The sequence below is a fragment of the Blastococcus sp. SYSU D00868 genome (genome assembly GCF_054050575.1).
Genome location: NZ_JBJGZO010000002.1, coordinates 41,144 through 63,276, shown reverse-complemented (window position 1 = coordinate 63,276; position 22,133 = coordinate 41,144). Strand labels below are relative to the sequence as shown.

Annotated in this window: 22 protein-coding genes; 18 read left to right on the top strand and 4 right to left on the bottom strand. The window is 75.3% G+C overall.

Translation table 11 applies throughout. The features are described 5' to 3' along the window. Positions 1–11: 11 nt before the first annotated feature. The 6 genes from dop (at position 12) to pafA (ending at position 5,958) form a co-directional block, all read left to right on the top strand. A complete protein-coding gene (dop, locus tag ACI79F_RS02040) occupies positions 12–1,517 on the top strand; it encodes a depupylase/deamidase Dop (RefSeq protein WP_456543555.1) in 1,506 nt (501 codons plus the stop codon). 81 nt (positions 1,518–1,598) lie between these two features. Next, positions 1,599–1,808, top strand: coding sequence for a ubiquitin-like protein Pup (locus tag ACI79F_RS02035; RefSeq protein WP_456543556.1), 210 nt, complete (start codon positions 1,599–1,601; stop codon positions 1,806–1,808). A gap of 30 nt (positions 1,809–1,838) precedes the next feature. Next, positions 1,839–2,606, top strand: a complete 768-nt coding sequence (locus ACI79F_RS02030) for an endonuclease VII domain-containing protein (protein WP_456578866.1) — start codon at positions 1,839–1,841, stop codon at positions 2,604–2,606. Positions 2,607–2,754: 148 nt separating this feature from the next. Next, positions 2,755–3,606 (top strand): proteasome subunit beta, encoded by an 852-nt coding sequence (gene prcB, locus ACI79F_RS02025; RefSeq protein ID WP_456543557.1) that lies wholly within the window; start codon positions 2,755–2,757, stop codon positions 3,604–3,606. 5 nt (positions 3,607–3,611) lie between these two features. Then, the gene (prcA, locus tag ACI79F_RS02020) at positions 3,612–4,523 is read left to right on the top strand and encodes a proteasome subunit alpha (protein WP_456543558.1); all 912 of its coding nucleotides are present in this window, start codon (positions 3,612–3,614) and stop codon (positions 4,521–4,523) included. Between the two features lie 76 nt (positions 4,524–4,599). After that, the gene (pafA, locus tag ACI79F_RS02015) at positions 4,600–5,958 is read left to right on the top strand and encodes a Pup--protein ligase (protein ID WP_456543559.1); all 1,359 of its coding nucleotides are present in this window, start codon (positions 4,600–4,602) and stop codon (positions 5,956–5,958) included. A 17-nt stretch (positions 5,959–5,975) separates the two neighbouring features. Here the strand turns inward: pafA and ACI79F_RS02010 are convergent, their stop codons facing one another. Further along, the gene (locus tag ACI79F_RS02010; RefSeq protein ID WP_456543560.1) at positions 5,976–7,133 is read right to left on the bottom strand and encodes a DUF3866 family protein; all 1,158 of its coding nucleotides are present in this window, start codon (positions 7,131–7,133) and stop codon (positions 5,976–5,978) included. Between the two features lie 64 nt (positions 7,134–7,197). On the opposite strand from ACI79F_RS02010, the gene ACI79F_RS02005 reads away from it, so the two are divergent. The 8 genes from ACI79F_RS02005 to ACI79F_RS01970 all read left to right on the top strand — a co-directional run bounded on the left by ACI79F_RS02005 (position 7,198) and on the right by ACI79F_RS01970 (position 15,671). Next, positions 7,198–8,175: a helix-turn-helix transcriptional regulator gene (locus ACI79F_RS02005; RefSeq protein ID WP_456543561.1), complete on the top strand. Its 978-nt coding sequence runs from the start codon at positions 7,198–7,200 to the stop codon at positions 8,173–8,175. Next, positions 8,172–9,149: a helix-turn-helix transcriptional regulator gene (locus tag ACI79F_RS02000; RefSeq protein ID WP_456543562.1), complete on the top strand. Its 978-nt coding sequence runs from the start codon at positions 8,172–8,174 to the stop codon at positions 9,147–9,149. Before ACI79F_RS02005 ends, ACI79F_RS02000 begins: the two co-directional genes overlap by 4 nt. Positions 9,150–9,159: 10 nt before the next feature. Beyond that, complete coding sequence (locus ACI79F_RS01995) at positions 9,160–9,384, top strand: hypothetical protein (RefSeq protein ID WP_456543563.1); 225 nt, start codon at positions 9,160–9,162, stop codon at positions 9,382–9,384. A gap of 76 nt (positions 9,385–9,460) precedes the next feature. Then, positions 9,461–9,775, top strand: a complete 315-nt coding sequence (gene tatA, locus ACI79F_RS01990) for a Sec-independent protein translocase subunit TatA (RefSeq protein ID WP_456543564.1) — start codon at positions 9,461–9,463, stop codon at positions 9,773–9,775. A gap of 82 nt (positions 9,776–9,857) precedes the next feature. Beyond that, the gene (tatC, locus tag ACI79F_RS01985; protein WP_456543565.1) at positions 9,858–10,733 is read left to right on the top strand and encodes a twin-arginine translocase subunit TatC; all 876 of its coding nucleotides are present in this window, start codon (positions 9,858–9,860) and stop codon (positions 10,731–10,733) included. 8 nt (positions 10,734–10,741) lie between these two features. Then, positions 10,742–11,677, top strand: coding sequence for a diacylglycerol kinase family protein (locus ACI79F_RS01980; protein ID WP_456543566.1), 936 nt, complete (start codon positions 10,742–10,744; stop codon positions 11,675–11,677). 333 nt (positions 11,678–12,010) lie between these two features. Next, positions 12,011–14,878: a DEAD/DEAH box helicase gene (locus ACI79F_RS01975; RefSeq protein WP_456543567.1), complete on the top strand. Its 2,868-nt coding sequence runs from the start codon at positions 12,011–12,013 to the stop codon at positions 14,876–14,878. A 127-nt stretch (positions 14,879–15,005) separates the two neighbouring features. Continuing rightward, positions 15,006–15,671 (top strand): DUF4333 domain-containing protein, encoded by a 666-nt coding sequence (locus ACI79F_RS01970; protein WP_456543568.1) that lies wholly within the window; start codon positions 15,006–15,008, stop codon positions 15,669–15,671. A 21-nt stretch (positions 15,672–15,692) separates the two neighbouring features. Here ACI79F_RS01970 and ACI79F_RS01965 read toward each other — a convergent pair whose 3' ends face one another. Then, the gene (locus tag ACI79F_RS01965) at positions 15,693–16,610 is read right to left on the bottom strand and encodes a 5'-3' exonuclease (RefSeq protein ID WP_456543620.1); all 918 of its coding nucleotides are present in this window, start codon (positions 16,608–16,610) and stop codon (positions 15,693–15,695) included. A 90-nt stretch (positions 16,611–16,700) separates the two neighbouring features. On the opposite strand from ACI79F_RS01965, the gene ACI79F_RS01960 reads away from it, so the two are divergent. Beyond that, entirely contained in the window at positions 16,701–17,840 is a 1,140-nt protein-coding gene (locus ACI79F_RS01960; RefSeq protein ID WP_456543569.1) for a M24 family metallopeptidase, read from the top strand. Then, positions 17,815–18,279 carry an Lrp/AsnC family transcriptional regulator gene (locus ACI79F_RS01955; protein ID WP_456543570.1) on the top strand — a complete coding sequence of 155 codons (465 nt, stop codon included), beginning with the start codon at positions 17,815–17,817 and terminating at the stop codon, positions 18,277–18,279. The genes ACI79F_RS01960 and ACI79F_RS01955 overlap by 26 nt, the downstream gene beginning before the upstream one ends. A 20-nt stretch (positions 18,280–18,299) precedes the next feature. Here the strand turns inward: ACI79F_RS01955 and ACI79F_RS01950 are convergent, their stop codons facing one another. Continuing rightward, the gene (locus tag ACI79F_RS01950) at positions 18,300–18,548 is read right to left on the bottom strand and encodes a glutaredoxin family protein (protein ID WP_456543571.1); all 249 of its coding nucleotides are present in this window, start codon (positions 18,546–18,548) and stop codon (positions 18,300–18,302) included. 124 nt (positions 18,549–18,672) lie between these two features. On the opposite strand from ACI79F_RS01950, the gene ACI79F_RS01945 reads away from it, so the two are divergent. Together ACI79F_RS01945 and ACI79F_RS01940 are read left to right on the top strand one after the other, a co-directional pair. Further along, positions 18,673–19,083, top strand: a complete 411-nt coding sequence (locus ACI79F_RS01945; RefSeq protein WP_456543572.1) for a nitroreductase/quinone reductase family protein — start codon at positions 18,673–18,675, stop codon at positions 19,081–19,083. Positions 19,084–19,131: 48 nt separating this feature from the next. Then, a complete protein-coding gene (locus tag ACI79F_RS01940) occupies positions 19,132–21,285 on the top strand; it encodes an intein-containing Rv2578c family radical SAM protein (RefSeq protein ID WP_456543573.1) in 2,154 nt (717 codons plus the stop codon). On the opposite strand, the gene ACI79F_RS01935 is transcribed toward ACI79F_RS01940, so the two are convergent. Continuing rightward, positions 21,286–22,131 (bottom strand): hypothetical protein, encoded by an 846-nt coding sequence (locus ACI79F_RS01935; protein WP_456543574.1) that lies wholly within the window; start codon positions 22,129–22,131, stop codon positions 21,286–21,288. Between the last annotated feature and the right edge of the window lie 2 nt (positions 22,132–22,133).

Genomic DNA, 22,133 nt, shown 5'->3' with positions numbered 1-22,133 from the left:
AGGGTTGGTCCATGAGCGTGCGGCGGGTCATGGGCACCGAGGTCGAGTACGGCATCTCGGTGCCCGGGGCGCCCTCGGCGAACCCGACGACGCTGTCGAGCCAGGTGGTCAACGCCTGGTCGGTGGCGGAGGCGCCCTCGCCGCGGCGGGCCCGCTGGGACTTCGAGGAGGAGTCGCCGCTGCGCGACGCCCGCGGCTTCGACCTGTCCCCGGCCCAGGCGCTCGACCACACCGACCTCGACGAGGACGCCGGGATGGCCAACGTCATCCTCACCAACGGCGCCCGGCTGTACGTCGACCACGCGCACCCGGAGTACTCGACGCCGGAGGTGACCAACCCCCGCGACGTCGTCCTGTGGGACAAGGCGGGGGAGCGGGTGATGGCCGAGGCGGCGCGGCGGGCCGCCCGCGTCCCGGGCACCCAGCCCATCCAGCTGTACAAGAACAACACCGACGGCAAGGGCGCCTCCTACGGCGCGCACGAGAACTACCTGATGGACCGCCGCACGCCGTTCGTCGAGATCATCCGCGGGCTCATCCCGTTCTTCGTCACCCGCCAGGTGTTCGCCGGCTCCGGGCGGGTGGGCATCGGGACCGAGGGGCGCACCCAGGGCTTCCAGCTCTCCCAGCGCGCCGACTTCTTCGAGGTCGAGGTCGGCCTGGAGACGACGCTCAAGCGGCCGATCATCAACACCCGCGACGAGCCGCACGCCAACCCCGACGAGTACCGCCGGCTGCACGTGATCATCGGCGACGCCAACCTGGCGGAGCTGTCGACCTACCTGAAGGTGGGGACGACGTCGCTCGTGCTGGCGATGATCGAGGCTCGGGCGCTGACCCGGGACCTCACGCTCGAGGAGCCGGTGGCCGCGCTGCAGGCGGTCAGCCACGACCCGTCGCTGAGCCACAAGCTGCGGCTGCGCAGCGGCCAGCAGATGACGGCCGTGGAGGTGCAGCGGGCCTACCTGGAGCAGGCGCAGCGGTTCGTCGACCAGCGCGGGGAGGGCGACGAGCAGACCGCCGACGTGCTGCGGCAGTGGGCCGAGGTGCTGGACACGCTCGCCGACGACCCGATGCGGCTGGCCGACCGGCTGGACTGGCCGGCCAAGCTGCGGCTGCTGGAGGGCTACCGCTCCCGGGACGGGCTGTCCTGGGGGGACTCGCGGCTGCACCTGGTCGACCTGCAGTACAGCGACGTCCGGCCGGAGAAGGGGCTCTACCACCGGCTGGTGGCCCGCGGCTCGATGCGGCGGCTGCTCACCGACGACGAGGTGGCGCGGGCCGTGGTCACCCCGCCGTCGGACACCCGGGCCTTCTTCCGCGGCGAGTGCCTGCGGCGCTACCCGGGGCAGATCGCCGCGGCCTCGTGGGACTCGGTGGTCTTCGACCTCGGCCGGGAGAACCTGGTGCGGATCCCGACGATGGAGCCGCTGCGCGGCACCCGCGACCACGTCGGCGCGTTGTTCGAGTCGACGTCGACCGCGCAGCAGTTGGTCGACACCATCACCGGCGGGTGATGTCCGAGCGCCGCTCGGATGTCACACCCGACGGGTAGCGTTCTGCGCACCAGGCACTTCGACTCTGTTCGGGAGGTCGGCATGGCCACGAGGGACACCGGCGGGCAGCAGCGGGCGACGCGGTCGCGCGAGGAGACCGAGGAGGTCGAGGCGTCGGTCGACACGGACGTCGCCGACCGCCAGAAGGAACTGTCGGAGGACGTGGACTCCATCCTCGACGAGATCGACGAGGTGCTCGAGGAGAACGCCGAGGAGTTCGTGCGTAGCTACGTGCAAAAGGGGGGCCAGTGACCAAGATCATCTTGGTTCGGGGCTTCCCCCGTGGAGACGAAGTTCTGTCGTGATTGTCGGTCGCACCGACCGGTAGGCGAGTTCAGCCGGAACAAGCGGTCCAGGGACGGATTGGCCTTCTACTGTCGTGCGCACCTGGCGGAGCGCTCCGCTCGAAGCCGCGAGGCGCGTCGTACACAACCGCGCAAGCATCGTTTCGTGCCCCCGGGCACTCGCGTACCTGACGGGCACAAGTGGTGTCCTGATTGTGGGGTCGTCAAGCCCTGGGACCAGTTCCCACGCACCACCACCACCGCCACGGGGCGGGCGACATATTGCCTTCCGTGCCACAACGCAAGAGGAAAGGCGTCGAAGGACAAGGTCGGCGGCTCGAGGACCTATCACCTGTCGAGGCGATACGGGATCTCAGCGGAAGAATTCGACGTGATGCTCGCTGTACAAGGCGGACTCTGCGCGATCTGCCGAAACGCCCCTGCGGAGCACGTGGACCACTGCCACGAGACGGGTCGCGTGCGCCAGTTGTGCTGCTTCAACTGCAACGGCGGTCTGGGCCAGTTCAGGGACGACCCGCATGTGCTGCGCGCGGCCGCCGCCTACGTCGAGCGGCATCGCGACGGGCGGACACCAGCGGCAGGCCCTCCGGTGGCGGACCGGGACGTGCCGCGGCGGGTGCGCCGGTCGCGCGACCCGGTCCGCAGCGACCTGCGCCGCCGGGGCGCCGGATGCCCCCACGACGAGGTCGTGCGCACCCGGGTGGCGGCCTTGCTCGCGTCGCTGGAGCCGCCGACCGCGGGCTGAGATTGCAGGTCGGCTGACGCCCCGCCCGTCGCGTCCGGCTCCGCCATGCGGGCCGACGCGCCGCCGGTAGGGTCGGACGGGCGCGCCGGTCGGCGCGCGGACCAGCGATCGGCAGCCCCTCGTCGAGGGTGCGAGAGAGGTGGACGGGTTGAGCCAGTGGCCGACCGAACGGACGGGGTTCCCGGCCGCGTACCTGGACCGCGTGGGCTCGTCCTTCACCGACTTCCTCGCGGCGACCACGCCCGACCTGCTGCCCGGCCGCCGGCCGCTGCCGCAGCTCCCGGCCGGTGACCTCACCCCGCACGGGACGACGATCGTCGCCGTCACCTACGCCGGCGGCGTCCTCATGGGCGGCGACCGCCGCGCCACCATGGGCAACCTGATCTCCAGCCGGGACATCGAGAAGGTCTACCCGGCCGACTCCTGGTCGGTCATCGGCATCGCCGGGGCCGCGGGCATCGCGATCGAGATGGTCCGGCTCTACCAGGTCGAGCTCGAGCACTACGAGAAGATCGAGGGCCTGACCCTCTCCCTGGACGGCAAGGCGAACCGGCTGGCGGGCATGATCCGCGGCAACCTCGGCGCCGCGCTGCAGGGGCTGGCCGTCGTCCCGCTGTTCGCCGGCTACGACCTCGACGCCGCCCCCGGCGTCAGCCCGGGCCGGATCTTCAGCTACGACGTCACCGGCGGGAACTACGAGGAGCGCGGCTACGCCGCCGTCGGCTCCGGCTCGCTGTTCGCCAAGAGCTCGCTCAAGAAGACCTGGCGCGCCGACCTCGCCGCCGACGCGGCCACCCGGGTCGTCGTCGAGGCGCTCTACGACGCCGCGGACGACGACTCGGCCACCGGCGGCCCCGACCCGGTCCGGCGGCTCTACCCGATCGTCTACCGGGTGGACGCCGAGGGCGCGGTCCGGCTGACCGACGACGAGGTCGCCGCCGTCGCCGACACGATCGTCACCGAGCGCACCGCCTCCGACCGCGACGCGACGGGAGCCTGAGCGCCATGACCATGCCGTACTACGCGTCGCCCGAGCAGCTGATGCGCGACCGCTCGGAGTACGCCCGCAAGGGCATCTCCCGCGGCCGCAGCGTCGCCGTCCTCACCTACGTCGACGGCGTCCTGTTCATCGCCGAGAACCCCAGCGCGACCCTGCACAAGGTCAGCGAGCTCTACGACCGGATCGGGTTCGCCGCGGTCGGCCGGTACTCGGAGTTCGAGAGCCTGCGGGTGGCCGGCGTCCGGCTGGCCGACGTCCGCGGCTACTCCTACAACCGGCGCGACGTCACCGGCCGGGTCATCGCCAACGCCTACGCGCAGACCCTCGGCACCGTCTTCACCGAGCAGATGAAGCCGTTCGAGGTGGAGCTGTGCGTCGCCGAGGTCGGCGACAGCCCCGAGTCCGACCAGCTCTACCGGCTCACCTTCGACGGCTCGATCGTCGACGAGGCCGACTTCGTGGTCATGGGCGGCCAGGCCGACGCGGTCGCCGGGCACCTGCGGGAGCACTTCACCCCCGGCATGGGCCTGGCCGAGGCCCTGGCCGTCGGCGTGCGGGCGCTGTCGGCGGTCAGCCCCGCGGTCAACCAGAACGGCGGCGACGGCGAGCTGCTCCCGGCCACCCAGCTGGAGGTCGCCGTCCTCGACCGCCGGCGGCCCAAGCGGGCCTTCCGCCGCGTCGTGGGCAGCGCGCTGCGCTCGCTGCTCGGCGACGACAGCGCCGGCCCGGCCGCGGCGGAGGGGACGACGGCGGCGCACGCCCCCAGCGTCCCGGCCCCCGGCACCCCGGCCGGCCTCGGCGACCCCGCCGCCCCCGACACCGCCGGCGGCACCGAGGGCGGCGGCGAGGGAGCGGGCCCGCAGCCCGGCCCGGGCGACGGCTCGGGCGGCAGCCCCTCGGACACCGGCGCCGCCTGAGCGCCGATCGGCCGGTCCCGCGCGGCACCAGCGCGCGGGACCGGCCGATGTCGCCTCCGACGCCTAGGCTCGGACCGTGGACCGACGGATCTTCGGGATCGAGACCGAGTACGGCGTCACGTGCACCTTCCGTGGCCAGCGGCGGCTGTCCCCGGACGAGGTCGCCCGCTACCTGTTCCGCCGCGTGGTGTCCTGGGGGCGCAGCTCCAACGTCTTCCTCCGCAACGGCTCGCGCCTCTACCTCGACGTGGGCAGCCACCCCGAGTACGCCACCGCCGAGTGCGACGACCTGTCCGAGCTGGTCGTTCACGACAAGGCCGGCGAGCGGATCCTCGAGGGCCTGCTGGTCGACGCCGAGCAGCGGCTGGCCGAGGAGGGCGTCACCGGCGACATCTACCTGTTCAAGAACAACACCGACTCGGCCGGCAACAGCTACGGCTGCCACGAGAACTACCTGGTCGGCCGGCACGGCGAGTTCAGCCGGCTGGCCGACGTGCTGATCCCGTTCCTGGTGAGCCGGCAGATCGTCGTCGGCGCCGGCAAGGTGCTGCAGACCCCCCGCGGGGCGATCTACTGCATCAGCCAGCGCGCCGAGCACATCTGGGAGGGCGTCTCCAGCGCCACCACGCGCTCCCGGCCGATCATCAACACCCGCGACGAGCCGCACGCCGACGCCGAGCGGTACCGCCGGCTGCACGTGATCGTCGGCGACTCGAACATGAACGAGACGACGACGCTGCTCAAGGTCGCCGCCACCGACCTGGTGCTGCGGATGATCGAGGCCGGCGTCCCGATCCGGGACATGGCGCTGGAGAACCCGATCCGCGCCATCCGCGAGATCAGCCACGACATGACCGGCCGGCGCAAGGTCCGGCTGGCCAACGGCCGCGAGATGTCGGCGCTGGAGATCCAGGCCGAGTACCACGCCCGCGCCACCGAGTTCGTCGACCGCGAGGGCTTCGGCCCGGTGCACCGCCAGATGCTCGAGCTGTGGGGCCGGGTGCTCAAGGCGGTCGACGGCGGGGACCTGTCCCTCATCGAGCGGGAGATCGACTGGGCGACGAAGTTCCAGCTCATCGAGCGCTACCGGGCCAAGAACGACCTGCCGCTGTCGCACCCGCGGATCGCCCAGATGGACCTCGCCTACCACGACATCAGCCGGCGGCGGGGCCTGTACTACCTGCTCGAGCGCAACGGCCAGGTCGACCGCGTGGCCCACGAGCCGCGGGTCTTCGAGGCCAAGAACGTGCCCCCGCAGACCACCCGGGCCAAGCTGCGCGGCGAGTTCATCCGCAAGGCGCAGGAGAAGCGCCGCGACTTCACCGTCGACTGGGTGCACCTCAAGCTCAACGACCAGGCTCAGCGCACCGTGCTGTGCAAGGACCCGTTCAAGTCCGTCGACGAGCGCGTGGACAAGCTCATCGCCTCGATGTGATCTCGTGGGAGGCGCCCTCAGCCCGTCGCCGCGTCTGCCTCGGGTGTCACGGGGAGGGGGACGCGCAGGGCGGCGTACCGGCCGGCGGCCGCGGCGGCGAGGAAGTAGGGCCGCTCCTGGTCGTAGCCGCGGCCCATCGTCGACAGCGGCACGGGGGAGAGGCCCAGCGCCTGCTCCAGCCCGTCGACGTCCATCCAGACGACCGGGTTGCGCTCGGGCTGCCCCGCCAGGTCCTCCTCGACCTGCCGGCCCAGCTCCGACCCCAGGCCGCGCGGCGCCACCAGGGTCACCCCGCCCAGCGCGACGCGGCCGAACGCGGTCAGCGAGTGGTGGGAGACGCCGCGGTGCCGCGGCCGCGGGTCGGCGTCGGAGATCCGCAGCGCGCCCACCGCCTGCCCGCCCAGCACCGCCACCGCGTTGCACGCCTCCCCGGCGGCCACCCCGGAGAAGCCCCACGGGGTGCCGGTGCCCAGGTTGCCCGGCCCCTGGCTGACGATCGCCACGTCGGCGCGCAGCACGTGCCGGGCGGCCAGCAGCCCGGTGTGCACGGTCACCGCCTCGAGGTCGCCGCCGAAGGCCTGTCCGACGGTCACCACGCCGGCCAGCGACGCCCGCAGCGCCGACAGGGTCCGCGAGAACCCGGCCGGCAGCGCGCCGCCGTCGGTCATCACGTACGCCACCCGCAGGTCCGGGTCGGTGGCCAGCACCCCGATGAGCACCGCGGGCAGCGCCGAGTGCAGGTCGGCGACGACGACCGGCATGCCGTCCAGGTCGTCGGCCTCGGCGATGGCCGCGTGGTGCTCGGTGTCCTGCTCGTCGACGCCCTGCACGCTGACCTGCAGCGGCGTGTACCGGGCCTTGACCAGGTGCCCCGGCCCGGTCGGGTCGGGCGGCAGCCGGTCGGGGACGGCGACGACCAGCGCGTACCCGCCGGTGCCCAGCCGCTGCGCCCACGCGGTCGTGTTGAGCAGCACGTCGTCGCCCACCTCGGGGCGGCCCACGATCGACGGGTGGGCCAGCGAGCGGACGCCGCCGTCCCCGGGCACCTCCACGGTCAGCTCCACGGCGTCGCGCCACGAGCGGCCCACGGCGGTCACGGTGCCGCGTCGCCAGCGGATGCGGCTCGCGGTCGTCTGGTCGTCCCCCACGGCCAGCAGGCTAGCCACGGTGATCACCGGTCGCTCACCGGCACACCTGCCGCCGCCGAGCGCCCGGCCCGGGACTGACTAGCCTTACCGCGTGGCGGCGAAGCGGGCGGAACGACTGGTGAACCTGGTCATCGCCCTCCTCGGCACCCGGCAGTACGTCAGCGCGGCGAAGATCCGGGCCACCGTGCCCGGCTACGAGGCCGATGACGGCACCGACCGAACCGACGAGGCCTTCAAGCGGATGTTCGAGCGGGACAAGGCCGACCTGCGCGAGATGGGCGTCCCGCTGGAGACGGGCCGGACCAGCGCGTTCGACACCGAGGACGGCTACCGGATCGCCCGCGCCGACTACGAGCTGCCCGAGCTCACCCTCACCGGCGAGGAGGCCGCCGCCGTCGGGCTGGCGCTGCGCCTGTGGGAGTCCGCGCAGCTCGCCGGCGCCGCGCAGAGCGCCCTGGTCAAGCTCAAGGCCGCCGGCGTGGACGTCGACCCCGGCCGGGCGCTGCCGCTGCGCCCGCGGCTGGACTCCGACGAGCCCGCCTTCGAGCCCTGCTACGCCGCCGCCCGCGACCGCCGGCTCGTCGAGTTCGACTACCGGCGTCCCGACGAGGGCGCGCCGGCCCGCCGCCGGGTGCAGCCGTGGGGCGTGGTGGCCTGGCACGGCCGCTGGTACCTGGCCGGCCACGACCTCGACCGGCAGGCGCCCCGGGTGTTCCGGCTCTCCCGGGTGGCCGGCGCGCCGCGGGTCGTCGGCCCGCCCGGCGCGTTCGAGCCGCCGCCGGACCTCGACCTGGCCGCCCTCGTCGCCCGCCAGGACGGCGGCGAGGAGCAGCTGGTCGTCGTCCGCGCCCGCCCCGGGACGGCGATCGGGCTCCGCCGCCACGCCGTCCCGCTCGGGCCCGCCGCGGACGGCGACGACCTGCTGCAGCTGCGCACCACCGATCCGCGGCGGCTGGCCGACGAGCTGGCCGCCTACGGCGCCGACGTGCTGGTCGAGTCCCCGCAGGCGGTCCGCGAGGCCGTCGTCGAGCGGCTGACCCGGCTGGCCGCCATGGGGGAGCCGCGATGAGCGCGCCGGGCACCACCGAGCGGATGACCCGGCTGCTGTCGCTGGTCCCGTACCTGACCGCGCGCCCGGACGGCGTCCCGCTGGCCGAGGCCGCCCGCGACTTCGGCGTCCCGGAGCGGCAGCTGCGGCGCGACCTCGAGCTGCTGTGGATGTGCGGGCTGCCCGGCTACGGGCCCGGCGACCTGATCGACCTGTCCTTCGAGGGCGACCGGGTGCGGGTCACCTTCACCGCCGGGATGGTCCGGCCGCTGCGGCTGACCACCGACGAGGCGGTGGCGCTGGTGGTCGCGCTGCGGGCCCTGCTGGAGTCGCCGGGCCTGGCCGAACGGGAGGCCGTCAGCCGGGCGCTGGCCAAGGTCTCCGCCGTCGCCGGCCACGCCGGGGAGCGGGTCACCCCGGTGGCGCTGTCGGTCGACGCCCGCGAGCAGGCCCTCACCGTCGTCCGGGACGCCCTGGAGCGCCGCCGCGCGCTGCACCTGCACTACTACGTGCCCACCCGGGACGAGCGGACCGAGCGCACCGTCGACCCGATGCGGCTGCTGCTGGTCGACGGCCACACCTACCTGGAGGCGTGGTGCCGCCGCGCCGAGGGGGTCCGGCTGTTCCGCCTGGACCGGGTGGACGACGTCGAGGTGCTCGACGAGCCCGCCGCCCCGCCGCCGGAGGCGCACGAGCGGGACGTCGAGGGCGGCGTCTACCGGCCCGGCCCCGAGGCGTCGCTGGTCCGGCTGCGGCTGGCCGGCAGCGCCCGCTGGGTCGCCGAGTACTACCCGGTCGACGACGTCCGCGAGGTCGACGACCCGCCGGGCGGCCTCGCCGTCGCCGTCCGCACGGCCGACCTCGCCTGGGCCCGCCGGCTGGTGGCCTCCCTGGGCGGCGGCGCGGTCGTCGACGAGCCGGCCGAGCTCGCCGCGGCGGTCGCCGCCGACGCCCGGGCCGCGCTCGCCCGGTACGGGGCCGGCGCCGGCGGCTAGGGTCGGCGCCGTGCTGCTGGTCGTCTGGATCGCCGTCCCGGTGCTGTGCCTGCTCGTGCTCGCCGGGCTGGCCTACGGCGCGTTCGGCGCGCTGCAGCGGCTGGGCCGGGAGGCGCAGGCCCTGGAGCGCGAGGTCGCCCCGCTGATGGCCGAGGTCCAGGCGGTGCAGGCCCGCGCGGCGGCGAGCCGGAGCGGGGAGGAGGAGCAGCGACCCCCCGATGTGAACACCCGGTGACCCCCCAGGCGAGGGGCTGGTCCGGGCCCCGCCCCGGCGTAGCATCTGTGCAGTCGCCCACCCCTGGAGGAACCCGATGAACCTCGGCCCCGTGGAGATCGGTCTGATCGTCCTGGCCGTCCTGCTGCTCTTCGGGTACAAGAAGCTGCCCGACGCCTCACGCTCGCTCGGCCGCTCGCTGCGCATCTTCAAGGGCGAGATGAAGGGCATGAAGGACGACGACGTCCGCAGCAAGGCGCCGGCGCAGACGTCGGCCCCGGTCCGCGGCGAGATCGTCACCCCCGACCCCGCGGCCCAGCTCGAGGCCGAGGCGCAGGCCGCCGAGGCGCGCGCGGCGGAGCTGCGGGCGAGGGCCGCCGAGGCCTCCCGCCCCGCCGACACCTCGCGCTGAGCCCGTCGGCACGGCACCGGTGAGCGAGGCCGCCCCCCGGCGTACCCGCAGGCGCCGCCCGCCGCGCGACGCGGCGGCGACGATGTCGCTCATCGCGCACCTCACGGAGCTGCGCAACCGCGTCGGCAAGGCGCTGCTGGCGCTGCTGATCGCCGCGGGCTTCTGCTTCTGGTGGTACGAGCACGGCCTCGGGGAGTTCATCCGGGCGCCGTACTGCGGGCTGGACCCCGACCTGCGCTACGGCGACGCCGACAGCGGCTGCGGGCTGCTGATCACCGACGTCTTCGGTGGCGTGTTCATCCGCCTCAAGGTGAGCCTGCTCGCCGGCGTCGTGATCTCGGCGCCGGTCTGGCTCTACCAGCTGTGGGCCTTCGTCACCCCCGGGCTCAAGCGGAACGAGAAGCGCTACGGCATCAGCTTCGTGGCGGCCTCCACGCTGCTGTTCGCCCTGGGCGCCGTGCTCGCCTACATCTCGCTGTCGGCCGGCCTGAAGCTGCTGCTCAGCCTCGCCGGCGACGGCGTGGTCGTGGCGCTGACCGCGCAGGACTACATCGGCTTCGTCCTGTCGCTGCTGGTCGCCTTCGGGGTCAGCTTCGAGCTGCCGCTGTTCGCCGTCATGCTCAACGCCGTCGGCGTGCTGAGCTACGAGGCGCTCAGCAAGAGCCGCCGGTGGATCTTCTTCCTCACGATCGTCTTCGCGGCGTTCGTCACGCCCACCCAGGACCCGTTCACCATGCTCCTGATGGCCGGGCCGATGATCGTGCTGTTCGAGATCGCGATCCAGATCGCCCGCATCGTCGACAGGCGCCGGGCCAAGCGGGCGGCCGTCGAGCACTTCCACGACCTGGACGACGACGCGGCCTCCCCGCTGGACGCCTCCCCGTCGGCGCTGGACGACCAGCCCTCGGCCCTGGACGACGAGCCCGTCGCCGGCCCGGCCGGCCCGCCCGCCCGCTGACGGGCCGGGTGGGCACTTCCGGGCTGCACGCGGCCGTCCTCGTCAGCCCCGCCGCCGGTCGCGGCCGGGCCCGGGCGGCGGCCGCGGGCGTGCTCGACGTCCTCCGCGACGCCGGCGTCGCACCGCAGGTGCTGCCGGCGACCACCCGGGCGGAGGCCGAGCGCCAGGCCGCGGCCGCGGTGGCCGCCGGGACGGCCGCCGTCGTCGCGGTCGGCGGGGACGGCGCCGCGCACGCCGGCCTGCAGGCCGTGGCGGGCACCGCGACGCCGCTGGCCGTCGTCCCCGCGGGGACGGGCAACGACCTCGCGCTGGCGCTCGGCGTGCCGGTCGACCCGGCCGCGGCCGCGCGGGCCGCGGCCGAGGACCTGCGGGCCGGGGCGGCGGTGACCGTCGACGCGGGTCGCACGGGGGAGCGGTGGTGGGCCACCGTGCTGTGCTGCGGCTTCGACTCCGCCGTCACCGACCGGGCCAACCGGCTGCGCTGGCCGCGCGGGCCGCGGCGCTACGACGTCGCGATCCTCGCCGAGCTCGCCCGGCTGCGGCCGCGGGAGCTGGTGCTCACGCTGGACGGCGAGGCCCGGACGGTGCCGGTCACGCTGGTCGCCGTCGGCAACACCGCCTGGTACGGCGGGGGGATGCGCGTCTGCCCGGCGGCCGACCCGGCCGACGGCCGCTTCGACGTCACCGTCGTCGGCCCGGTCAGCCGCCGGGAGCTGGTGCGCACCCGGCCGCGGCTCACCGCCGGCACCCACGTCGAGCACCCGGCGGTCGCGGTGCACCGCGCCGCCCGGGTCGAGCTCGCCGTCGCCCCGGGGGGCCCGGGCCTCACCACCTACGCCGACGGCGAGCGGGTGGCCGCGCTGCCCGTGGTCGCCGAGTGCGTCCCCGGGGCGCTGCGCGTGCTCGGGGCCGGGCGGCGCGCTGCCGCCGCCGGCGCGGCGTGACCGCCGCCGCCGAGTGGGGCCGGGACGTGGACGGCGGCCCGGGCCTCGGCGGCCCGCGGCAGGACTGAGCCGGCCCGGCCCGACCGGCGGCGGGCTCGCTCGCCGACCACGGGCGCTGTGCGGTGCGCGACCACTCCGGGACCGGGACGGTCAGCGGCCGCACAGCGCTCGACGTCCTCGGTCCAGCGGCTGAGACGACAACCGTTATCCCCAACACTGTCGCCGCCCATGGCGGCCCGGCACGTCGGGCCGCGGGGGAGGGGCGCCGACGCGGGAGGCACCCCCGGCCCGGTCCCGCTGAGGACGGCGCCGCGAACGCCTACCGTGGGAGGCATGTCCAGCCCCGCTGAGCGGTACGCGGCTGCCCGGCGGCGGAACGCGCACCCGGCGCTCGCCGACTTCACGGCCGAGCTCGGGTTCTCCCTCGACCCGTTCCAGGTGGAGGCGTGCGAGGCGCTCGACGCGGGCGCCGGCGTGCTGGTCTGCGCGCCGACGGGCGCCGGCAAGACGGTCGTCGGCGAGTTCGCCGTGCACAAGGCGCTGACCGAGGGCCGGAAGGCGTTCTACACGACGCCGATCAAGGCGCTGTCGAACCAGAAGTACGCCGACCTCGTCCAGCGGTACGGGGCCGACCGGGTGGGGCTGCTCACCGGGGACAACGCGGTCAACGGCGACGCCCCGGTCGTCGTCATGACCACCGAGGTCCTGCGGAACATGCTCTACGCCGAGTCCCCGGCACTGAGCGGGCTCGGCTACGTCGTCATGGACGAGGTGCACTACCTCGCCGACCGGTTCCGCGGCGCGGTCTGGGAGGAGGTGATCATCCACCTCCCGCAGTCGGTGACCCTCGTGTCGCTGTCGGCGACGGTGAGCAACGCCGAGGAGTTCGCCGACTGGCTGGTCACCGTCCGCGGCCACACCTCGGTCGTGGTCAGCGAGGTCCGGCCGATCCCGCTGTGGCAGCACATGCTGGTCGGCAACCGGGTGTTCGACCTGTTCTCGCTGCGCCCGGCCGCGCACGCCGCCGAGCAGGGGGCGCTGCCGCGCGAGCAGTCCACCCGCGAGCGCGGCGCCTCCGTCGTCGACCCGGAGCTGGTCCGGTACGTCCGGGAGTACGAGCGGCGGCTGGACACCTGGGGCGGCGGGGGCGGCGGCAACGGCCGCCGCCGGGAGGGCGGCGAGTTCCGCCCGCGGTTCCGGCCGCCGGCCCGCCCCGACGTGATCGAGCGGCTGGACCGGGCCGCGCTGCTGCCGGCGATCACCTTCGTGTTCAGCCGCAACGGCTGCGACGCCGCCGTCGACCAGTGCCTGCGGGCCGGGCTGCGGCTGACCGACGAGGCCGAGCGGGCCGAGATCGCCGCGATCGTCGACGAGCGCACCGGCAGCCTGCCGGAGCAGGACCTGCACGTGCTGGGCTTCTGGGAGTGGCGCGAGGGCCTGCTCGCCGGGATCGCCGCGCACCACGCCGGGCTGGTGCCGGCGTTCAAGGAGACGGTCGAGGAGTGCTTCGTCCGCGGCCTGGTGAAGGCGGTGTTCGCCACCGAGACGCTCGCCCTGGGCATCAACATGCCCGCCCGCACCGTGGTGCTCGAGCGGCTGGTCAAGTGGAACGGCGAGGCGCACGTCGACGTCACGCCGGGGGAGTACACGCAGCTGACCGGCCGGGCCGGGCGCCGCGGGATCGACGTCGAGGGGCACGCGGTCGTCGTCTGGGCGCCGGGCATGGACCCCTCGGTGGTCGCCGGGCTGGCCAGCACCCGCACCTACCCGCTGCGGTCGTCGTTCCGGCCCAGCTACAACATGGCCGTCAACCTGGTCGGCAGCCACGGCCGCGCCCGCGCCCGCGAGCTGCTGGCCTCCTCGTTCGCGCAGTTCCAGGCCGACCGCTCGGTGGTCGGCCTGGCCCGGTCGGCGGCGCGGCACGAGCGCGACGCCGAGCGGTTCGCCGCGGAGATGGCCAGCGCGGGCGGGGACGTCGCGGAGTACGTGCAGCTGCGGCGGCAGATCTCCGACCGGGAGAAGGAGCTGTCCCGCGACTCGCAGGCCAAGCGCCGGCTCGAGGCGGCCGAGGCGCTGGCGGCGCTGCGGCCGGGCGACGTGATCCGGGTGCCGTCGGGCCGGCGCCAGGGCCTGGCCGTCGTCCTGGACCCCGGGGTGCCCGACGCGGGGCTGTCCGGCGACGGCGAGCCGCGGCCGCTGGTGGTCACCGAGGACAAGTGGGCCGGCCGGCTCGGGCCCATCGACTTCCCGACGCCGGTGACCGCGCTGGCCCGCGTCCGGGTGCCGCGCAACTTCAACCACCGCAGCCCGCACGCCCGCCGCGACCTGGCCGCCACCCTGCGCAACGCCCGCCTGGAGCACGACCTCGGCGCGCGCCGGGTCAAGCACCGCTCCGCCGCCGCCGACGACCCCGTGCTGCACGACCTGCGCCGCGCGCTCAAGGCGCACCCGGTGCACGGGCTGCCCGACCGCGAGGAGCGGGTCCGCGCCGCCGAGCGCTGGCTGCGGGCGGTGTCGGAGGCCGACGCCCTGCAGCGGCGGATGGCCGACCGCACCGGCTCGCTCACCCGGCAGTTCGACCGGACCTGCGACGTCCTGGAGGAGCTGGGCTACCTGGTCCCCGAGGCCGCCCCGCTGGTGCCGGCCGACACGACCGTCGTCCCCGCGGTGGACGACGTCCCCGTGGTGACCGACGAGGGCCGCCGCCTGGCCCGCATCTGGTCGGAGGCCGACCTGCTCGTGGCCGAGTGCCTGCGCTCGGGCGCCTGGCGCGGCCTGACCCCGGCCGAGCTCGCCGCCGTCGTCTCCACGCTGGTGTTCGAGGCCCGCCGGGAGACGCCGGTGCAGCCCGCCGTCCCCGCCGGCAAGGTGGCCGCCGCGATCGCCGAGATGCGCCGGATCCGTGTCCGGCTGGCCGACGTCGAGGCCGACCACGGGGTCCCGCACAGCCGGGACCTGGACCTCGGGTTCGCCTGGGCGGCCTACCGCTGGGCCGACGGGCAGGACCTGGACCGGGTGCTGGCCGGCGCCGAGCAGGCCGGCACCGAGCTGTCCGGCGGCGACTTCGTGCGCTGGGCGCGGCAGCTGCTCGACCTGCTCGACCAGCTGGCGAAGGTGGCCGACGACGCGGTGGCGGCGACCGCGCGGGCGGCGGTGACCCGGGTCCGCCGCGGGGTGGTGGCCGTCGCCGTCGACGGGTGACCGCCCGGGAACCCGGCCGGATGACCTGCGCGCTGCCTGCCCGCCTGCGGCACGGCAGTGGTGCACAATGCCCCCGCCCCGTTCCGTGGGGCCCTCCGCAGCGAATCGACCCCGACCGGGAGAGACGATGACCAACCCACCGCAGGGTGGCAACCAGCCGGGCCAGTACGGGCAGCCGGGCCAGCAGTACGGGCAGCCCCAGTACGGCCAGCCGGCGCCCGGCGGGTACGGCGGTCAGCAGGGCGGGCAGCCCGGCTACGGCCAGCAGCCCGGTCAGCCGCAGGGCCAGCCGTACGGCCAGCCCGGGCAGCAGTACGGCCAGCCCGGCTACGGCCAGGGTGGCCAGCCGGGCTACGGCCAGCAGGGCGGGCAGCCCGGCTACGGGCAGCAGGGCCAGTACGGGCAGGGCCAGTACGGCCAGCAGGGCCAGTACGGGCCGGGCTACGGGCAGCAGGGCCAGTACGGCCAGCCGCCGAAGAAGTCGAAGACGGGCCTGATCGTCGGCCTGGTCGTGCTCGGCCTGGTGATCGTCGCCGCGGCGATCATCCTGCCGCTGTTCGTGCTCGACAAGACGGTGCTCGACACCGCCGCGGTGCAGTCGGCGGTCAGCCAGCAGTACGGCGAGCAGTACGCGACGACGCTCAGCGACCTCAGCTGCCCCGACGACATGGAGGTCGAGGTCGGCGCCACCTACGAGTGCACGGGCACCGAGGAGGGGCAGGGCGACGTGACGATCACCCTCGAGATCACCAGCGACGACGGCGCCTACACCTGGAGCCCGTCCGGCGAGTGAGGCCCGGCCGGCCGGCGCGGCTCAGTCGAGCGCGTCGGCCGGCCAGCCCAGCGCCGCGCCCAGCCGGCGCAGCGACGACCCGATCCCGTGCGCCTCGGCCAGCGCGGCCAGCGCCGCCGGGTCCGCCGGGCGGCGGGGGAGGTCGCCCTCCACGGGCGGCAGGTCGATGTCCCGGGCCACCGCCACCACCACCGGCGCCGCGTCCAGGTACTCCGCGCCGGCGTGCAGCTTCTTCAGCACCGCGGCGGTCAGCGGCGGCTTCGGGACGACGGTGCGCGCCGCCGCGGCCCGGATGCCGGCGAGGTCGCCGAACTCGGTGATCAGCGCCGCCGCCGTCTTCGCCCCGATCCCGGCGACGCCGGGCAGGCCGTCGCTGGGGTCGCCCCGCAGGACGGCGAAGTCCGCGTAGGCGCGGCCCGGGATCGCGTACTTCGCCGCGACGGCGGCCTCGTCGACGACCTCGATGTCCATGATCCCGCGGGCGGTGTACAGCACCCGCACCCCGCGCGCGTCGTCGACCAGCTGGAACAGGTCCCGGTCGCCGGTGACGACGTCGACCGGGCCGCGCGCCCGGGTGGCCAGCGTGCCGATCACGTCGTCGGCCTCGTAGCCGGGGGCGCCCACCCGGGCCAGGCCGGCGGCCGCGAGGACCTCCACGAGCACCGGCACCTGCGGGCTCAGCTCGTCGGGCACCTCCTCGCCGCCGCCGGGGGAGAGCCGGTGCGCCTTGTACGACGGGAGCGCCTCGACGCGGAACGCCGGCCGCCAGTCGTCGTCCCAGCAGGCCACCCAGCGGTCCGGGCCGTGCGTGGTGATCAGCCGGGCGGTCATGTCCAGGAACCCGCGGACGGCGTTGACGGGGCGGCCGTCCGGGGAGGTCACGCTCGTCGGTACTCCGTAGAAGGCCCGGAAGTACAGGCTGGCCGCGTCCAGCAGCATCGTCGTCACGACCGGGCACGGTAACGGCCCGCGCCGACGGCGGGCGGAATCCGGGCGAGATCGGTAGTGCGCCGCCGATATCCTCCGGGGGTGACGGGTGACGCGGGGGCTCTGGTGACCATCGAGCGGGTGCACGCCGCGCGGGACGTGGCCGGGGAGGTGGGCCTGGACCTGCTGGTGGTGACGCCGGGGTCGGACCTGCGCTACCTCAGCGGCTACGACGCCCACGCGATGGAGCGGCTCACCGCCCTGGCCGTGCCGCGGCGCGGCGAACCCTTCCTGGTCGTGCCGCGGCTGGAGGCGCCCATGGTCGACGCCAGCCCGGCCGGCGCGCTGGGCCTCGACGTGCTCGCCTGGGACGAGACCGACGACGCGTTCGCCCTGCTGGCGCGGGCGGCGATCGACCGGCTCGGCGCCGCCCCGGTGCGCGTCGCCGTCGGGGCCCGCACCTGGGCCGAGCACGCGCTCGGCGTGCAGCGGGCGCTGCCGGGCTCTGCGCTGGAGCTGGCCGGGCCGGTGCTGGACCGGCTGCGGATGGTCAAGACGCCGGCCGAGGTCGAGGAGCTGGCCGCCGCCGGCGCCGCGATCGACCGGGTGCACGCCCGGATGGGCGAGTTCCTCCGGGTGGGGCGCACCGAGGCCGAGGCGGGCGCCGACATCGCCGCGGCGATCCTGGCCGAGGGGCACGTCGCCGTCGACTTCACCATCGTCGGCTCCGGGCCCAACGGCGCCAGCCCGCACCACGAGCTCTCCGGCCGCACCGTGCAGGCCGGCGACCTGGTCGTCGTCGACATCGGCGGCGAGCTGCCCAGCGGGTACCGCTCGGACTGCACCCGCACCTACGTGGTCGGCGGCGAGCCCGACGCGGAGACGGCGGAGTGGTACGCGGTGCTGCAGGAGGCCCAGCGGGCCGCCTGCGCCGCCGTCCGGCCCGGCATCGCGGCCGAGGAGGTGGACGCGGTCGCCCGCCGCGTCATCACCGAGGCCGGCTGGGGCGAGCACTTCATCCACCGCACCGGGCACGGCATCGGGCTCGACACCCACGAGGCGCCCTACATCGTGGCCGGCAACGAGCTGACCCTGGTGCCGGGGATGGCCTTCTCCGTCGAGCCGGGCATCTACCTCGCCGGGCGCTGCGGCGCGCGGATCGAGGACATCGTCGTCTGCACCGCCGACGGCGTCCGGTCGGTCAACTCCGGTCCCCGTGAACTCGTCCGACTCCCCGGCTGAGCCGGCCGACGTCGACCGGGCCCTGCTCGCCGCGCTGGCCCGCGACGGCCGCGCCAGCTACACCGACCTGGCGGAGCGGGTCGGGTTGTCGGTGTCGGCGGTGCACCAGCGGGTGCGGCGGCTGGAGCAGCGCGGGCTGATCACGGGGTACCGGGCGACCCTGGACGCGTCCGCGCTGGGGCTGGGCCTGACCGCGTTCGTCGCGATCACGCCCATCGACGTGGCCCGGGCGGAGGAGGCGCCGGGCAATCTGGCCCACCTCGCCGCGATCGAGGCCTGCCACTCGGTCGCGGGGGAGGAGAGCTACGTGCTCAAGGTCCGCGTCGCCTCGACCGAGGCGCTGGAGGACCTGCTCCGCGAGATCCGCTCGCAGGCCAACGTGAGCACGCGGACGACCGTGGTGCTGTCCACCGTGTTCGAGGACCGGCCCCCGATCTAGGGCCGCGGCGGTCCCGCCGGTCAGCGGGAGGCCATCGCCTCGCGCACCTGCCGCACCGACGGGTTCGTCAGGTACCGGCCCCCCACGAGCACGGTCGGGGAGATCTCGTGGCCACGCTCGTGGTGGGCGCGGACGGCCGCCGCCGCGTCCTCGTCGTCGCGGAAGCGCACCGCACGGTGCGGGATCCGCAGGAGGGTCAGCCGGCCGCGCAGCGCGGCCGAGTACGGGCAGCCCGGCGTGTAGTACACGATCGGGGTGTCGTCGGGCATGGGAAGCCTCCTGCCGAACGGCTGGGAGCGCCACGGTGCCTCCGGGACGATGCCTCCGGCAACGGCCCTTCGGCCCGCCGCCGAACGGGGCGCGGGCCGCGGTCGCGGCGCTAGCCTGCCGTCCGTGTCCAGGGGCTTCGCGGCGACCAACCGGCTGGCCAACCCGGTGCTGCGGCGGCTGCTGCGGTCCCCGCTGGGCGCCGGGCCTGGCCGGCGGCTGGCGGTGCTGCGCTACCGCGGACGGCGCACGGGCCGCCCGCACGAGGTCGTGGTCCAGTACGCGCGGGCCGAATCGGCCGTGTGGGTGCTCGTCGGCGCGGCGGAGCGCAAGACCTGGTGGCGCAACCTCACCGAGCCGGCCGAGGTGGAGCTGTGGCTGGGCGGGGAGCACCGCCGGGCGCGCGCCGGGGTGGTCGCCGGCGACACGGACCCGCAGGCGTGCGCGGCCGGCCTGGCCGTCTACCGCCGGGTGCTGCCCTCGGCGCCGGCGGACCCGGCCGGCGTGGTGATGGTGCGGGCCGACGTCGTCCCCTGACGCCGTGTCCCGCTGGACAGGCCCTCGAACGTGTGTTCGCATGTGTCCGTGCGGTGGGACGCCCAGCGGCTAGACCTCGAGGAGCCGACGACGCTGCCCGGCATGCCCTCGATCCGCGGCCTGCTGCGCAGCGTGCAGGCCGCGGAGTTCCCCGGGCTGACGTTCCACGAGGTGCGCGCCCGGTCGGCGCTCAACGCCGTCCCGGCCGACTCGGCGATGCCGTTCCGGCACACGATCAACCCGTACCGCGGCTGCAGCCATGCCTGTGCCTACTGCCTGGCTGGGGACACGCTGGTGCTCATGGCAGACGGGCGCCAGAAGCCCATCGCGGACCTCAGGATCGGGGACCGGATCGTGGGCACGGAGCGGCGCGGCACCTACCGGCACTACGTCACCACAGAGGTGCTCGCGCACTGGTCCACGGTCAAGCCGGGCCATCGGATCACCCTGGCGGACGGGACGGAGATCGTCGCGAGCGGCGACCACCGCTTCCTGAGCGGCCGCGGGTGGAAGCACGTCACCGGAGCGATGGGCGGATCCGCCCAGCGCCCGCACCTGACGACGAACGACGAGTTGCTCGGCTTCGGCCGGTCGGCGGACCCGGTGGCGGCCGGTGCGGACTACCGACGGGGGTACCTCACCGGGATGATCCGGGGCGACGCGCACCTGAAGGTGTACCGCTACAGCAGGCCGGGGCGCCGCCACGCGGACCAGTACCGCTTCCGGCTCGCTCTCGCGGACGTCGAGGGACTCGACCGGACCCGTGAGTACCTGGCACAGGTCGGCATCCGCACGGACACGTTCGTCTTCTCCGCCGCCTCGGAGACCCGACGGGCGATGACCGCGATCCGGACGTCGGCCGCGGCCTCGGTCACCGCCATCCAGGAGCTCGTCGAGTGGCCGGGTGCGCCGTCGCCGGCCTGGCAGCGAGGCTTCCTGGCCGGGATCTTCGACGCGGAGGGCAGCCGGAGCGGGCACGTGCTGCGGATCTGCAACACCGACACCGCCATGCTGGCCCACACCCAGGCCGCCCTGGCCGCGCTCGGTTTCGACTGCGTGCTGGAGGACCGCCGGCTACCCAACGGGGTCAAGAACGTGCGCGTCCGCGGCGGGCTGCGGGAGCACCTCCGCTTCCTCCACGCGGTCGACCCCGCGATCCGGCGCACGTGCGGTGTCGAGGGGATCGCGGTCAAGAGCGACGCCGACCTCCGTGTGGTGGGCATCGAACCGCTCGGTCTCGAGCTGCCGATGTTCGACATCACGACGGGGACCGGCGACTTCGTCGCCAACGGGGTGATCAGTCACAACTGCTTCGCCCGCGGCTCGCACGAGTGGCTCGGGTTCGACAGCGGGCGCGACTTCGACACGCAGGTCGTCGTCAAGACCAACCTCGTCGACGTCCTGCGCAAGGAGCTGTCGCGGCCCTCGTGGCGGCGCGAGCACGTCGCGCTGGGCACCAACACCGACCCGTACCAGCGGGCCGAGGGCCGGTACCGGCTGATGCCCGGGGTGATCGGCGCGCTGGCCGGCTCCGGCACGCCGTTCTCGATCCTCACCAAGGGCACGCTGCTGCGCCGCGACGTCCGGCAGCTGGCCGCGGCCGCGCGGGACGTGCCGGTCGGCCTGGGCGTCTCCATGGCCATCTGGGACGAGGAGCTGCACGCCGCGCTCGAGCCCGGCGTGCCCTCCCCGCGGGCCCGGCTCGACCTGGTCCGCGCGCTGGCCGACGCGGGGCTGCCGTGCGGGGTGTTCCTCGCGCCGGTGCTGCCGGGGCTGACCGACCGGCTGGCCGACCTGGACGCCGCGATCGGCGCGATCGCCGCCGCCGGCGCCACGGGTGTGACCGTGGTGCCGCTGCACCTGCGCCCCGGCGCGCGGGAGTGGTTCACGGCCTGGCTGGCCCGCGAGCACCCGCAGCTGGTGCCGCGCTACCGGCAGCTGTACGGCCGCGGCGCGTACGTGCCGGCCGAGTACCGCCGCTGGCTGGCCGGCCGGGTCGGCCCGCTGCTCGCCGCGCACGGGCTGGACCGGCAGGCCGGGGGAGCGGCGCGCGGGATCGGCGTCCCCGACGACGACGAGGCGTCCTTCCCGGCCGGCAGCCTCCCCGAGCGGCGCGAGGACCCCGCGGCCGCTCTGCCCGGCGCCGCCGCCGGGCCGACCGACCGGCCGGCGGCGGCGCCGGAGCAGCTGTCGCTGCTGTGATCAGCCGGCCCGGCGGGCCTCGCGGGCCACGGCACGCTCGGCCCGCACCACGCCGCGGCTGCTGACCGGGGGCGCCCCGGCGGCCAGCGCGAGGCGCCGGTAGGAGTCGTAGGACAGCTCCCGGTAGGCCTCCGCCAGCGCCGCGGCCCGGTCCCGCCCGCGCGGGGCCGCGGTCGCCCGCAGGTGGTGGCCGGTGCCGACGGCGTGCTTGGTGAACGTCACCTGCAGCGCCTGGTTGGACAGCCGGCCCCCGATCCGCGAGTCCAGGCCGGGCCCGCGCCGCAGCGCCGGCAGCACCCAGGGGCTGGACGCCAGGGCCGGGAAGCGGCCGCGCACGGTCTCCCAGGCGTGCCAGGCCGTCGTGGCCCCCGGCACCGACCACTCGCCGTCGTCGGTCCGCACCACCAGCCGGCCCGCGGACGGGGAGACCTGCTCGCGGCGCAGCGACCGGAACTGCCCCACGGCCGCCGGCCAGCCCAGCGCCAGCGCGCACCAGACGACGGCGCGCAGGTGCTCCGGGTCCTCGCTGCGGATCTCGGTCAGCGGCCGCAGGTCCAGCGTCGGGGGATCGGGCTCCGGCGTCTTGGGCACGGGCAGCGCGACGCCGCCGTACCGGGCGACCTTGCTGTACAGCGTCACCGTCGCCGGCCGCCAGCCGCGGGCCACCGCCACCGGTTCCAGCCCGTCCTCGGCGAGGTCGTCGGGGCCCAGCCCCAGCTCCAGGGCGGCGTCGACCAGCCGCCGCCACTGCGGTTCGTACCCCTCGGGCGCCGTCAGCCGCCGCCAGGCCCGCTCGGGCGGTGGCGCCGGCATCTCGGGCAGGGGGAGCTGCCACTCACGAGCCATTG

Excerpts from the sequence above, each read along its gene's own strand:
- prcA (WP_456543558.1), top strand. The coding sequence starts at position 3,612 with ATGACCATGCCGTACTACGCGTCGCCCGAGCAGCTGATGCGCGACCGC.
- ACI79F_RS02035 (WP_456543556.1), top strand. The coding sequence starts at position 1,599 with ATGGCCACGAGGGACACCGGCGGGCAGCAGCGGGCGACGCGGTCGCGC.
- ACI79F_RS01965 (WP_456543620.1), bottom strand. The coding sequence starts at position 16,610 with ATGCTGCTGGACGCGGCCAGCCTGTACTTCCGGGCCTTCTACGGAGTA.
- ACI79F_RS01935 (WP_456543574.1), bottom strand. The coding sequence starts at position 22,131 with ATGGCTCGTGAGTGGCAGCTCCCCCTGCCCGAGATGCCGGCGCCACCG.
- ACI79F_RS01975 (WP_456543567.1), top strand. The coding sequence starts at position 12,011 with ATGTCCAGCCCCGCTGAGCGGTACGCGGCTGCCCGGCGGCGGAACGCG.
- dop (WP_456543555.1), top strand. The coding sequence starts at position 12 with ATGAGCGTGCGGCGGGTCATGGGCACCGAGGTCGAGTACGGCATCTCG.
- ACI79F_RS01970 (WP_456543568.1), top strand. The coding sequence starts at position 15,006 with ATGACCAACCCACCGCAGGGTGGCAACCAGCCGGGCCAGTACGGGCAG.
- ACI79F_RS01950 (WP_456543571.1), bottom strand. The coding sequence starts at position 18,548 with ATGCCCGACGACACCCCGATCGTGTACTACACGCCGGGCTGCCCGTAC.
- tatC (WP_456543565.1), top strand. The coding sequence starts at position 9,858 with ATGTCGCTCATCGCGCACCTCACGGAGCTGCGCAACCGCGTCGGCAAG.
- tatA (WP_456543564.1), top strand. The coding sequence starts at position 9,461 with ATGAACCTCGGCCCCGTGGAGATCGGTCTGATCGTCCTGGCCGTCCTG.
- ACI79F_RS02000 (WP_456543562.1), top strand. The coding sequence starts at position 8,172 with ATGAGCGCGCCGGGCACCACCGAGCGGATGACCCGGCTGCTGTCGCTG.